The following is a 12,353-nucleotide window of genomic DNA, read 5'->3' as shown; positions in this document are numbered from 1 at the left end:
GAGTTTGTGTTAATCGTAAGAACTTCAGCAAAATTCTGCACAAGACCGGGATGTAGCGGGTAAACTAAGGCTACATAAGTTGTGGTATTTACAAGGAGAAGTCATGACCTATCAACAGGCTGGGCGTGTCGCTGTCATCAAACGGATAGCCGGGTGGCTCGTTTTTATTCCAGCACTGCTGTCAACATTGATTTCAATTATCAATTTTGCCTATCAATATAGTCAAAAAAGCACTGGGGTTAATGCGGTAATGCTGGATTTTATCCGCGTCATGACCGATATGATCCGCTTTAACACGACTTTTCTGGATATCTTCTGGTACAACTCACCGGTGCCGAATTTCGAACAGGGTTTTTCAGCATCGAATATGATGTTCTTTATCATTTATATGCTGATTTTCGTTGGTTTGTCATTACAAGCCTCCGGTGCGCGGATGTCACGACAAGTCCGTCACATTCGCGAAGGTATTGAAGACCAAATGATTTTAGAGCAGGCCAAGGGCAGTGAAGGGCGTAGCCGCGAACAGTTGGAAGAGAAAATTGTATTACCGCATCACACCATCTTTTTGCAGTTTTTCACCTTATATATTCTGCCATTAGTAATAGGTGTGGCGTTCTATTTTGTCATCAAGCTGTTAGGAGTGATGGCTGAAGGGTAGCAACCATACCGGACAACACTGTTAAGTCTGATTAATCAGATCATAATGAAAAGGTCCATAATATGGGCCTTTTTTCTATCCCCCCGAACAAAAAAAGTCTAATCCTTTACTTTAGGGGGGATTAGCGCTGCATTAAAATCTTTCTGGATACAGCAGTTTTTCAACCGCAATCTGAGCATTAATCCAGTGTTGCCCACCAAACAGATTACTGCGGTTCAATAAGTAATAAAGTTGATAAATAGGTTGGCGCTCAATAAAGTCAGCCGGAAGTGGCCAGATACTCTGATAACCATCATAAATCTGTGCCGGAAGTTCTGGGTAGAGCGGCAACATGGCAAGGTCACACTCGCGGTCACCCCAATAACAGGCGGGATCAAAAATAACCGGCCCATTGGCACTGGAAGCACAGTTTGCCGGCCATAAATCGCCATGTAGCAGGGAAGGTTGCGGCTGGTGGCCCTGTAAGCGTTCTTGAATCAGATGAGTGATATGCTCGATATCACCAAACGACATGCCTTTCTCTGCCGCCAATTGTAATTGCCAACCAATGCGCTGTTCAGCGAAAAACTGCGCCCAGCGCCGTTGCCAGCTATTGGGTTGTGGTGTGGTGGACAAATCATTATCAAAATCCAGCCCAAATTGCAGTTGTTCACTCCATTGATGTAAATGTGCTAATTGTTGACCCAGACAATAAGCGTTATGAGCATCTAAGGGTTTAAGCGGGATATATTCAAGTAGCAGGAAGCTGTATTCACGATCACTACCCACACCATAAACTTCAGGCACTTGGACGGTTTTGCTGCGGGTTAATAGAGAAAGTTGGTCTGCCTCGGCGGTAAATATGGGCAGCATTTCACGGGCATCACATTTGACGAAAACTTCAGTATCACCATAGCTGAGACGCCAGGCATCATGAATATCCCCGCCGGGCAGTTCGGTTCTTTCTCGGATTTCAGCGGGCCCGAAATATTCACTTAACAGACGATTCACTACTTGCCACATGATTCACCCCCTATCAGCTGCCAGTTATACCCTTCATTTATGATGATTGAAGCGTTGTTCGCTTGCTGCCTACCTGCAATCCCAATGATCTTGAATGCAGAATGTTAGGTTAACTTCTTTATGGTGCGAAGCACAAGACCCCGTGCACAGGGAACACATGCAGGATCAAACAAAAGGAAGATTCCACTGCTTATTGGGCCGCAATTCATGCTCTGGCCGATGACTTACTGCTATGGCGACAGAAATACATTTGGTGAATAGTCATTAATAATAAGCCGTAGTGCGCAAATACAATACGGCAAGTATATTAAAGCTCAATTTATTATAGCAGGTTACCTTTGGGCGTATTTTCAGCCCCGCCATCTTTGGTTTTCAACGCTATTGGGCGGCCTTTCATCGGCTTTATATGGCTGTATATGAGTGCGATGACAAAGAATAATGCCTGAATAATGACGATGCAGGGGCCTGTTGCGCCGTCAATATGGAAGCTTATTAATGTCCCTAATACACACGAAAGCACTGAAGCCAAAGTGGCGACAACCAGCATCTGATCAAAACTGCGGCACACCATAAAGGCGATAATACCCGGAGATATCAACATGGCGATAACTAAAATAACCCCAACCGCCTGCAATGAAGCCACAATAGTTAATGCCAGCAAACAGAGTAAACTATAGTGCAATAATTTAACCGGCAGCCCAATGACACGGGCGTGGTTTGGGTCAAAGCAGTACAGCATGAAATCTTTGCGCTTTAACAGCACCACTAACAGAGTGAACCCGGCAATCCATAAGGTTTGTTTCAGTTCCGCCAGTGAAATACCCAGCATATTGCCGAACAAAATATGGCTAAGATGCTGGTCAGTATCCATACGGGAAAATAGCACCAGACCAAAAGCGAACATCCCCGAGAATACAATCCCCATGACCGTATCCTCTTTAACCCGGCTGTTTTCTTTTAAATAGCCAGTGGCGACAGCACAGAAGATCCCCGAAATAAAAGCCCCGATAACCAATGGGATACCCAACCAAAAGGCCAATACAATGCCCGGTAGCACGGCATGAGAGATAGCATCCCCCATCAATGACCAACCTTTTAGCACCAGGTAACAAGATAAAACTGCGCACACCACACCGGTAATGATGGCGGCCACTATCGCCCGTTGCATAAAAGGGTAGGCGAAAGGTTCGCTGACCAGGCTGAACAAGGTATTCATATATTATCCTCCGGACGTGGGGCCGCAGGTTGACGGCGCTTCTGGCGCGTTTGATAACGCGTTGCCAGCAAGCCGTGTTTAGGGGCGAAGACAAAGGCCAACAGGAACACCACTGTTTGTAAAGTCACAATGACCCCGCCGGTTGCCCCATTAAGATAAAAGCTGAGATAAGCGCCAAAAGCACTGGTAAAAGCCCCAATGGCGATAGCTATCACCAATAAACGGCTGAAACGGTCAGTCAACAAATAGGCGGTTGCGCCCGGCGTGACCACCATAGCAATCACTAAAATCGCCCCGACAGTTTGCAGCGCAGCCACAGTACAGGCGCTCAGCAAGGTGAAGAATAAAATCTTTAACCGCAGTGGTGACAGGCCAATCGACAGAGCATGGCCTTCATCAAAAAACACCGCCAGCAAGTCTTTCCAAATCAGACATAAAATCACAAAAGAGACCAAAATAATGATTTCGACTTGCAAAACATCTTCATCGGCTATGCCCAAAATATTACCGAAAATAATCGACTGCACATTAACCGAGGTGGGATTGAGCGAAACAATTAACAGCCCGACGGCAAAAAAAGTGGAGAAAATAAAACCGATGATGGCATCTTCACGCAGGCGGGTAATGTGGCGGACTAATGTCATAGCCAATGCAGCGAGCATGCCGGTAAAGAATGCGCCAGCGGCATAAGGCAGGCCGAGGGCATAAGCACCCGCCACACCGGGCACCACGGAGTGCGAGAGCGCATCTCCCATCAGCGACCAGCCTTTCAGCATCAAATAAGCGGATAAGAAAGCACAGACCGCACCGACAATCGCGCTCACCCAAATGGCCTTCACCATGTAATTGTAGTTAAAGGGTTGCAGTAAAATTTCCAGCATTAGGGAGTATTCTCCTTCGACTGGCTTTGCGCCGGTGGATCATCTTTGGTATGACCATAAAATACCGCAGGGCGCTCGTCATCAGTGATAACTGTCACGGTGCGCGGGTCATTATCGTCGTGAAGCGTATTTCCCGATAGATTGATATGGCGCAGGACGCCACCAAAGGTCATTTCAAGGTTTTTTTGAGTAAAGGTGGTTTCTGTTGGGCCCGCCGCGAGCACAGTCTGATTAATCAAAATAACGTGGTCACAAAACTCCGGCACACTGCCGAGGTTATGAGTTGAAACCAAAATAAGATGGCCTTCATCGCGCAGCGCGCGCAGCAAATCAATGATGGCATTTTCTGTTTTGACATCAACTCCGGTGAAAGGCTCATCCAGCAGTAACACCGTGCCTTGCTGGGCCAGTGCGCGCGCCAGAAATACCCGTTTTTTCTGCCCGCCAGACAGTTCGCCGATTTGCCGTGAACGCAATGCGGTTAATCCGACCCGCTCAATAGCCTTATCAACCAGAGCTTTATCTTCCCGGCTCGGGATACGCAAAAAATTCATTTTCCCGTAACGACCCATCATCACCACGTCTTCAACTAAGACCGGAAAGTTCCAATCTACATCTTCGGTCTGCGGCACGTAGGCGATGGTATTTTGCTTTAAGGCGTGGCTAACCGGTTTATCACTCAGTTCTACTTTGCCCACGCTGGGTTTGACTTGCCCCATGATGCTTTTAAACAGAGTCGATTTACCGCTACCATTGACGCCGACTAATGCGCAGATAGTCCCGCCAGTGAGGGAAAAACTGGCATCATAAATAGCCGTATGCCCATTGTTATAGGTGACAGTGACGTTATCCACTATCAACTCCGGGCGGACAAAAACAGCAGGGTTCATTGACCAAATCCTTTCGCAATAGTTTGCACCGTGGTGTTAATCAAATCGATATAAGTAGGAACAGGGCCTTGCTCATTCGAGAGAGAATCAACATATAACACGCCACCATATTGTGCGCCGGTTTCTTTGCTGACTTGTTTAGCAGGTTTATCAGAAATAGTGCTTTCGCTAAATATGACCGGGATTTTATTGGCGCGCATGGTATCAATAACATGGCGTACCTGTTGTGGAGATCCTTGCTCTTCAGCATTGATTGGCCATAAATAAACTTCTTTAAAACCATAATCTTTTGCCAGATAACTGAAAGCACCTTCACTGGTCACTAGCCAGCGTTGCTGTTCTGGAATTCGGGATAAACGCTCACGTAGCGGAGCATCCAGTGCGGCAATTTTTTCAGCATAGGCTTTAGCATTGCGATTATAAGTATCAGCATGAGCGGGATCGTGTTCAACCAGCGCCTTGCGAATATTTTCAATATAAATCAATGCGTTTGAGGGGGACATCCAGGCATGTGGGTTAGGAATACCTTTATACGGCCCTTCACGGATAGGGAGCGGAGTAATGCCGTCAGTCACTACAGCAGAGGGGACATCTTTAATATTTTCGAAGAAGCGCTCAAACCAACGTTCCAGATTCATGCCATTCCATAAAATCAGGTCCGCTGACTGTGCTTTGACGATGTCACGCGGGGTCGGTTGATAGTCATGGATTTCAGCACCGGGTTTGGTTATCGACTCGACCACGGCCGCATCACCGGCGACATTTTGCGCAATATCTTGAATAATCGTGAATGTTGTCACAATTTTGAATTTTTTATCCGGATCGTTGGGCTTATTTTCTGCCAACGCTGAGGTGCTGATCAGTGATGAAATTGCCACAGCTGTTAACAAGGCGATAGCCCGTAAAAAACCAGGTCTGAAGCCGTGAATAGAGTGCAGGTAGGGTATTTTTTGCTTAGTAAACATGGCGATGTTCCCTTTCTTTAAATGAAAATGATTATCAATATCATTAGCGATGAAGTCAAGCCCCGCCATACAATAAACTAAAACTTACCGATAGTTACCGAATATAGCCTGATCATTATGTTAATAATGGTCAAACTAGCGCAAAAAATCTATTTGGACGAAGTGACAACTTGTATATGCTACCAAACAGCTTACTAGCTCGGGGAATACTGTGAATTCAAAAGTCGGTTGCCTAATGGCAATTTTATTGCTGGCGGGGTGCGCCAAACAAACCCCGCCACCGCAAGCAAATAATGGGTGGCTGAAGAACGCGCCCCAAGGTGGTTTCCTTAATGCACAAAAAAGCAGCGTAGGTTCAAGTACAGTTGCATATAGCGATGTAATTAAACAAGCCGCCAGCCATTATGGTGTTGATGAAACTTTGATTAAAGCCATTATCCAAGTGGAGTCTGGTTATAATCCTAATGTGGTCAGTACTTCAAATGCTGTGGGTTTGATGCAAATTAAAGCCTCTACTGCGGGTCGTGATGCCTACCGGATGAAAGGGCGTAATGGTCAACCAAGCTCTGGCGAATTAAAAGATCCAGTGAAGAATATTGATATTGGGACGGCTTATATCAATATTTTGCAAAACCAGCAGTTAGCGGGGATCAGTGATCCGCAAACATTGCGTTATGCGACTATCGTCTCTTACGCCAATGGCGCGGGTGCTATGCTGCGGACGTTCTCATCTGATAAACGTCTGGCAGTGAATAAAATTAATAGTCTTAGCCCGAACGAATTTTATCAGCATATACAAAAGAAGCACCCGGCCGCACAAGCGCCACGTTATTTGTGGAAAGTCGATACCGCTTACCGGGCGATGTCAGAATAATATTAAAACGCTAACCGATGTCGTTTATGGATGCATCAGCGTAAACATCGGCTAGCGTTTCTTTCTTGGTCATTGTTAGGTTATGCAACCACAGTGTGGTAATTGGCAATAATATCCAGCACACCGTTGATAATAAACTGTACGCCCATACACACCAGTAAGAATCCCATCAGCCGTGAAATAGCTTCAATACCACCTTTCCCGACCCAACGCATAATGGCACCAGAACTGAGCAGTGAACCCCATAAAATCAGTGAAACACTGAGAAAAATCAGCACGGGTGCAACTGTCACAACCCATGGGCTGAACATGTCATGACCTTTTACCGAGGCTGCTGAGCTGATGATCATGGCGATAGTTCCTGGCCCGGCGGTACTGGGCATTGCCAATGGCACAAAGGCAATATTGATCGATTTTCGTTTCTTTAAATCCTGTGATTTTGCTTCTAACTGCGTATCTTCTGCGGATTGCTGTGGGAAAAGCATACGAAAACCAATGAATGCCACAATCAGTCCGCCCGCGATGCGCAATCCAGGAATCGAAATACCAAAGGTACTCATGACAACCTGACCTGCGTAGTAAGCAACAGTCATAATAAAGAAGACATAAATCGATGCCATCTTCGACTGTTGATTACGCTCTTCGCTGGTCATATTGCCGGATAAACCGAGTAATAGTGCCACTGTCGTCAATGGGTTTGCCAATGGCAGCAGGAGAACTAACCCCAGGCCAATGGCTTTAAATAACTCAAGAATACTATGCATTCATCTTGCTCCGGACATAACTTTAAACCAACCCAATGAAAGTAAAACATATTAGGCAATTAGCTGCACATCAGGCAAATATGCCCGCATACGCAATGATTACTTACCTTGCCACTCTACGCGATACCAATGCTATTGCCCAACGTCATTGGCATCGACGCCCAGCAATGAGTGTAACGGAGATAACAAGCACCAGAAGATATGTGATGTAGATCAAATCTTTGGCTGACAACAGTTGGCTCAATACCGCAGATCCAGAATATACTCACCATAGTTCAAGCTGCTGCCGGCAGATTTGTCATCCTAGTCACTTACTGATTGTTGACCTTAAAATAAGTAAGCTCCTGGGAGTTCGCTTAATTGCCGCCTTCCTGCAACTCGAATTATTTAAAGCATAATCATGTCAGCATCAATTTTTGCAAGGAATAAGGTTTTGTGTATTTGTGATATCAGTGTTGAAGATGAATATATTCGTCAGCCATTATCGGCTTCCGCTGCGTGGGTGTTAGATACACAAGCTGCACGTGATCGTGGTCGTTTGCGTTTTTTAAAACCTAAACGTGAAGCCCGTCCCCGTTGGCGCTTAGCACCGCTTAAAGATACTTACGAAATCCGCTTTTATCCTAACCGTTTGCCCGAGCTCTGGTTTTTCAGTGCGGAAAATGCGTCCAGGAAGCGGCTCTAATCACTTTTAACTGAGCCCATAGTCGGTTTTGTTTGACAAGATGCATAAAGTGAATTTATTTTCATTTATTGTGCATTTAAATTAATCTTGAGGTTTTATGTCAAGCGCATTATTACCGGTAGAAAAACAGTTTTATGCTTATAATCAGCATGATCTAGCCGCTTTCGTGGCAAATTTTAGTGACTCATTTGTTGCTTACAGAATGCCGTCTACCACACCATCGCTGGTGGGAAAACAGCAATTGACAGAGTTTTATCGGACACAACGTTTTAATATTCCTGCATTAAGAGCTGAATTAATTTCTCGTAGCGTATTGGGTAATAAAGTGTTCGATTTGGAAAAAATTTACGGATTAAGTGATGAGCCAATAGAGAGTATGGCTGTTTTTGAAGTAAAGGATGGTTTGATTGTGACAGCATGGTTTTACTTTAAATAACGTGCCTTTTTATTAACTTTCACCTTATCTCTCCGGAGGCTAGCATGGCATTTACTGATAATGAACGCAGCGCTTTGTTGGCCGTCAAGGGGGTTGGGCCGACTGTTATTACACGTCTGGAGCAGCTCGGTTTTACTTCTCTGACTCAACTTGGTCAGGCTGATATGAATGAGATTGTTAGCAGCGCGGCTGCCATGGTGGGATCGACGTGTTGGAAAAATAGCCCTCAAGCGCGCTCAGCAATTCAAGCCGCTATCGATCTGGCCAAAATGCACTCATCAGAGTGAGTGCATCTCAACCGTTATCCTCTTTTTACTCAATATCTCTCTCGACTCGCATAGCTTATTTCTTTTGGTACTCTGTAGCAGCAGGGTATGGCTTCAGTAAATCATCCAGTATCTGCATCCTTTCTTCTATCGGAATATACAACCAGCGAGTAAACCAAGGTGTTTTCTCTGTGTTCTGTTGATGTGTCCGGCGAAAGTAAAGTTCGAGGCCCGACAGAACGTCGTTAGTCTGTTTCATCGTATTTCTCCCTCTTATTGACCAGTGTGCAAATCATAGGCAATAAAATGCGGAAGAAAAAGGGATGGAATATATCTTATTGTTCAGTATTTAGGGAAACGCCGCCATTTTAAGCAATGAGGAGTATTGACGAGGAGAGGGGAAAGAAAGCATGTAATTCTTGGTCTGGGCCAAATAAAACGCCCCGATTGCGTAAACAATCGGGGCGGCGTTCCAGTAACCATTGCTACACGGAAACGGAAATTGATTATGGACATATCCTGTTGAAATAGCAATACACCCAGTGCTACTCAAAAGCAATAGATCATAATGTAAATCATTGTTGGTAAGGATAAACACCTTTATACAACTGACGCCTGTTGTATGTGTGATAAAATCAGTTCCCTTCGCCAAACGTAACATTTAAAAAAATTGTGTCGGCGATTCAATCGTTTGTCTTTAGCTATTAGCGGAAATACCAATTCTAAAACAGACACACTTTAACTCATCAGAACGCATTTTAGCGGTTGGGAGCATGCTATGGTCGGTCCATTTATTAACAGTGCGGGGATAATCCTTGGGGGTATCATAGGTGTCTTGCTTGCCCGTCATGTGCCCAAACGGCTCCAAGAGGGATTACCGGCAACATTCGCTCTGGCATCGATATCCATTGGTATTGTGATGGTGATAAAAGTGCACTTTATGCCTGCTGTCATTTTGGCACTGATTATTGGGACAGCAGTAGGGGAGCTACTATCGCTGGAACAAGGTGTGAAGTGGGGGGCCAATAAAACTCGTGCTTTGTTATGTAAGTATCCCAGCTTTAGTTCCACGCACTTTTTGAGATTTCCGGGTTTTCAGCCATCAGCCGGTATTCTTCCGGTGTCAGGTTATTCAGGGATTCATGGGGCCGCTCACTGTTATATTCATTCAGCCAACGTTCCGTAATTTCCCGTGCTTCGTTCAACGTTCTAAACAGGTAAAAATCCAGTATTTCTGTCCGGTACGTCCTGTTAAACCGTTCGATAAATGCGTTTTGCGTCGGTTTGCCCGGCTTGATAAATTCCAGCATCACGCCATGCTCTTCGGCCCATTGCGCCAGAGCCAGTGATATCAGTTCTGGCCCATTATCCATCCGCATCTTCAGCGGATATCCACGGTTTGCTACTATCCTGTCCAGCACTCGGACGACACGCTGTGCCGGGATATTTAGGTCAATTTCGATAGCCAGAGCTTCACGGTTAAAATCATCGACGACATTGAAGGTCCGAAAACGTCGGCCACATGTCAGCGCGTCGTGCATAAAATCAATCGACCAACTTTGGTTCAGGGCTTCCGGCGTTGCCAGCGGAGCCGGATTGCGCACCGGCAGGCGTTGTTTACCCTTACGACGAAAATTCAGTTTTAACAGACAGTAAATCCGGTGTACGCGCTTGTGATTCCAGACGTGCCCCTGCCTGCGAAGCACCTGAAAAAGCTTCTTAAAACCGTAGCGGGGATAGCGCTCGGCCACCTCTGTCAGCATTTGGATCACCGGTTCATCACGTCGCGTATCCGGTTGGTAACGAAACACCGTCCTGCTCAGCGATAACGTCCTGCATGCCTGGCGTACGCTCATCGTAAACTGCGCGGTCAAATAGTTGACGAGCTCACGCTTTATCGCTGGTTTTAAAGCTTTTTTTCGATGACGTCTTTCAGCGCCCGGCATTCCAGACTCAGATCGGCAAACATCTGCTTCAGACGACGATTCTCGTCTTCAAGATCTTTGATTTTTTTGATATCAGCGGCTTCCATTCCGCCATATTTCGCCTTCCAGTTGTAGTAGCTGGCTTCGGAAATAGCAGCCTCACGGCACACATCTTTGACGGTCCTACCCGCTTCGACTGATTTCAGTACGGCGATGATCTGGTGCTCGGTGAATCGGATCTTACGCATAGTGATCTCCTCAGATGACATAATCAGTATGTCGGAAGATCTCTAAAAGTGAATGGGCCGTTTTGAGGGGATACTTACAGTTAGACCGCATCATTCCTTCACGCAGTACCTTACCGCTACAGGAGTTTGCACAAAGTTTTACCGCCATGATTGTCTTGTTTTGTGCCAGCGGATTAGGAGTTGTAGGTTCTCTAACTGAAGGTCTTACCGGTGATTTTCAGCTGCTATTCGTAAAAGCTCTGATGGACTTTTTCACCGCGCTGATATTTTCCATCTCACTAGGTATTGCATTGGTAGCCATTGCGATTCCTCAATTGCTCATTCAAATCGCATTGGTTTTTCTGGCAAAACTTATTATGCCGTACATGGATGACATCGCTTTTGCCGATTTTTCCGCCTGTGGTGGGATTATTATGATTGCAGTTGGATTGCGAATTGCTCAAATTAAAATATTTGCTGTGGTGAATTTTCTACCAGCATTATTGTTTGTCGTGCCAATTTCTTATTTATGGCGTCACTTCATGGGATAAGAATTTGAGGGCGTGAGCGGCTAAGATACTGAAACGGTAGGCTTCTTTGCAAATGCTTATCATAGAAGTAACCGTTTCAATGTGGTGTAATGATTTGTTTTTATTTGATTATTTTTTGCCTAGCCAATTTTCCGGCATAAAAATTTGCCTTTTATTACGCCATCAAAAAAACGACCTTTCGAAACGGCCGACATAAAATTCTGGTGAACACGCTCAGGGACGCCAAGATACTGATAAATCCCTTGTTCTCTGAACTGTATCTCCAGCATGCGATTTTCAGGATCATAACCAATCGACAAAATTCTGGAGGATGTAACAGGGTGTCGCTGCAATAGTAGACCCTCAGTTATATGGTGTTGATATTATGCTGATCGTAGAGCAGTTTAAGCATGATAACTTTGTCGGTGATCATTATCACTGTTTGGTTGCCGTATTAATAGATTATTCGCTAGGTTTTATTGCCATTGCATTAAGTGGTGATAATATGACTTCACTTTATGGCATGATCTGTGTCACAAAGTAAACTGTATACACAGTTGCGTACCTGACCTGCTCCCCGTTGATTAGTACACCCCGATATTAGTAATTAGTAATGTCTTCATAAGCCACATGAGGACATCCCCAGTGCAAACAGACGAATGATCTTGCGTTCGATCTCGTAGGACAGTGTGGTTTGATGCTTTTTCACTAACAGGGGTTCAAACGAGCCATTACGATCACGTGGCGTCGCCAGTTCGAAGTTGCCTGTAGCGGCTTTAATGGTCTTTTTACTGGAGCCGTTTTTACGGTTGGCTTCCATATCCTGAGCCAGATGAGAGTCAAGCTCAGCAGCCAGTGCTGCTTCGGTTAACTGTTTTATTAAAGATGTTAAAATACCATTTTTCCCCGTTAGTGCCTGACCAGACTGGAGTGCTTTAAGGGCTTTGTCAAAATCGAAGGGGTGGAACATGTGTCATTCCTTTTTGATTGCATATTACTGGAATGACACAGAATTTCTAACACTCTCTATTGAC

General features: G+C 45.3%; 15 protein-coding genes and 3 pseudogenes. 8 read left to right on the top strand and 10 right to left on the bottom strand.

Going from position 1 to position 12,353, the window contains the following annotated elements; all coding sequences use genetic code 11:
- The first annotated feature begins 103 nt into the window (after positions 1-103).
- The gene (locus DXZ79_RS11455) at positions 104-658 is read left to right on the top strand and encodes a YniB family protein (protein ID WP_038632545.1); all 555 of its coding nucleotides are present in this window, start codon (positions 104-106) and stop codon (positions 656-658) included.
- A gap of 132 nt (positions 659-790) precedes the next feature.
- Here DXZ79_RS11455 and DXZ79_RS11450 read toward each other — a convergent pair whose 3' ends face one another.
- From DXZ79_RS11450 to yfeA, 5 genes are all read right to left on the bottom strand, one after another.
- Positions 791-1,660 carry a fructosamine kinase family protein gene (locus tag DXZ79_RS11450; RefSeq protein WP_038632547.1) on the bottom strand — a complete coding sequence of 290 codons (870 nt, stop codon included), beginning with the start codon at positions 1,658-1,660 and terminating at the stop codon, positions 791-793.
- A gap of 322 nt (positions 1,661-1,982) precedes the next feature.
- Positions 1,983-2,876 carry an iron/manganese ABC transporter permease subunit YfeD gene (gene yfeD / locus DXZ79_RS11445; RefSeq protein WP_038632549.1) on the bottom strand — a complete coding sequence of 298 codons (894 nt, stop codon included), beginning with the start codon at positions 2,874-2,876 and terminating at the stop codon, positions 1,983-1,985.
- On the bottom strand, positions 2,873-3,757 hold the full coding sequence (gene yfeC / locus DXZ79_RS11440; RefSeq protein WP_038632551.1) for an iron/manganese ABC transporter permease subunit YfeC: 885 nt from the start codon (positions 3,755-3,757) through the stop codon (positions 2,873-2,875). The genes yfeD and yfeC overlap by 4 nt, the downstream gene beginning before the upstream one ends.
- Positions 3,757-4,647 carry an iron/manganese ABC transporter ATP-binding protein YfeB gene (gene yfeB, locus DXZ79_RS11435; RefSeq protein WP_038632553.1) on the bottom strand — a complete coding sequence of 297 codons (891 nt, stop codon included), beginning with the start codon at positions 4,645-4,647 and terminating at the stop codon, positions 3,757-3,759. The genes yfeC and yfeB overlap by 1 nt, the downstream gene beginning before the upstream one ends.
- Complete coding sequence (gene yfeA, locus DXZ79_RS11430) at positions 4,644-5,612, bottom strand: iron/manganese ABC transporter substrate-binding protein YfeA (protein WP_038639472.1); 969 nt, start codon at positions 5,610-5,612, stop codon at positions 4,644-4,646. Before yfeA ends, yfeB begins: the two co-directional genes overlap by 4 nt.
- A gap of 211 nt (positions 5,613-5,823) precedes the next feature.
- On the opposite strand from yfeA, the gene DXZ79_RS11425 reads away from it, so the two are divergent.
- Positions 5,824-6,486: a transglycosylase SLT domain-containing protein gene (locus tag DXZ79_RS11425; protein ID WP_038632555.1), complete on the top strand. Its 663-nt coding sequence runs from the start codon at positions 5,824-5,826 to the stop codon at positions 6,484-6,486.
- Positions 6,487-6,566: 80 nt separating this feature from the next.
- Here the strand turns inward: DXZ79_RS11425 and DXZ79_RS11420 are convergent, their stop codons facing one another.
- Positions 6,567-7,250, bottom strand: a complete 684-nt coding sequence (locus tag DXZ79_RS11420; RefSeq protein ID WP_038632557.1) for a MarC family NAAT transporter — start codon at positions 7,248-7,250, stop codon at positions 6,567-6,569.
- A 433-nt stretch (positions 7,251-7,683) separates the two neighbouring features.
- On the opposite strand from DXZ79_RS11420, the gene DXZ79_RS11415 reads away from it, so the two are divergent.
- The 3 genes from DXZ79_RS11415 to DXZ79_RS11405 all read left to right on the top strand — a co-directional run bounded on the left by DXZ79_RS11415 (position 7,684) and on the right by DXZ79_RS11405 (position 8,658).
- Positions 7,684-7,935: a hypothetical protein gene (locus tag DXZ79_RS11415; RefSeq protein WP_038632559.1), complete on the top strand. Its 252-nt coding sequence runs from the start codon at positions 7,684-7,686 to the stop codon at positions 7,933-7,935.
- A gap of 97 nt (positions 7,936-8,032) precedes the next feature.
- On the top strand, positions 8,033-8,371 hold the full coding sequence (locus tag DXZ79_RS11410) for a nuclear transport factor 2 family protein (RefSeq protein ID WP_038632561.1): 339 nt from the start codon (positions 8,033-8,035) through the stop codon (positions 8,369-8,371).
- A 44-nt stretch (positions 8,372-8,415) separates the two neighbouring features.
- Entirely contained in the window at positions 8,416-8,658 is a 243-nt protein-coding gene (locus DXZ79_RS11405) for a Pathogenicity locus (protein ID WP_038632563.1), read from the top strand.
- A 55-nt stretch (positions 8,659-8,713) separates the two neighbouring features.
- Here the strand turns inward: DXZ79_RS11405 and DXZ79_RS11400 are convergent, their stop codons facing one another.
- Positions 8,714-8,896, bottom strand: a complete 183-nt coding sequence (locus DXZ79_RS11400; RefSeq protein ID WP_038632565.1) for a hypothetical protein — start codon at positions 8,894-8,896, stop codon at positions 8,714-8,716.
- A gap of 519 nt (positions 8,897-9,415) precedes the next feature.
- On the opposite strand from DXZ79_RS11400, the pseudogene DXZ79_RS11390 reads away from it, so the two are divergent.
- A pseudogene (locus DXZ79_RS11390) lies at positions 9,416-9,682 on the top strand (DUF554 family protein); the annotation flags it as partial.
- Positions 9,683-9,698: 16 nt separating this feature from the next.
- On the opposite strand, the gene DXZ79_RS11385 reads toward DXZ79_RS11390, so the two are convergent.
- Positions 9,699-10,810, bottom strand: a protein-coding gene (locus DXZ79_RS11385) for an IS3 family transposase (protein ID WP_120011099.1) whose coding sequence is annotated in 2 segments (ribosomal slippage) — positions 9,699-10,549 and positions 10,549-10,810 — 1,113 coding nt in all. Because the reading frame shifts where the segments join, the coding sequence is not laid out codon by codon here.
- 80 nt (positions 10,811-10,890) lie between these two features.
- On the opposite strand from DXZ79_RS11385, the pseudogene DXZ79_RS11380 reads away from it, so the two are divergent.
- A pseudogene (locus tag DXZ79_RS11380) lies at positions 10,891-11,340 on the top strand (DUF554 family protein); the annotation flags it as partial.
- A 119-nt stretch (positions 11,341-11,459) separates the two neighbouring features.
- Here DXZ79_RS11380 and DXZ79_RS11375 read toward each other — a convergent pair.
- Positions 11,460-11,672, bottom strand: coding sequence for a KTSC domain-containing protein (locus tag DXZ79_RS11375; RefSeq protein ID WP_038632569.1), 213 nt, complete (start codon positions 11,670-11,672; stop codon positions 11,460-11,462).
- 32 nt (positions 11,673-11,704) lie between these two features.
- On the opposite strand from DXZ79_RS11375, the gene DXZ79_RS20680 reads away from it, so the two are divergent.
- Positions 11,705-11,863 carry a hypothetical protein gene (locus DXZ79_RS20680; RefSeq protein WP_162928744.1) on the top strand — a complete coding sequence of 53 codons (159 nt, stop codon included), beginning with the start codon at positions 11,705-11,707 and terminating at the stop codon, positions 11,861-11,863.
- Between the two features lie 90 nt (positions 11,864-11,953).
- Here DXZ79_RS20680 and DXZ79_RS11370 read toward each other — a convergent pair.
- Positions 11,954-12,289 (bottom strand): annotated as a pseudogene (locus DXZ79_RS11370) (transposase); the annotation flags it as partial.
- Positions 12,290-12,353: the final 64 nt, after the last annotated feature.

Source organism: Yersinia rochesterensis (genome assembly GCF_003600645.1).
Classification (GTDB): Bacteria; Pseudomonadota; Gammaproteobacteria; order Enterobacterales; family Enterobacteriaceae; genus Yersinia; species Yersinia rochesterensis.
Note: the sequence above shows the minus strand (reverse complement) of the source record. Positions and strands in the feature narration are given on the sequence as shown.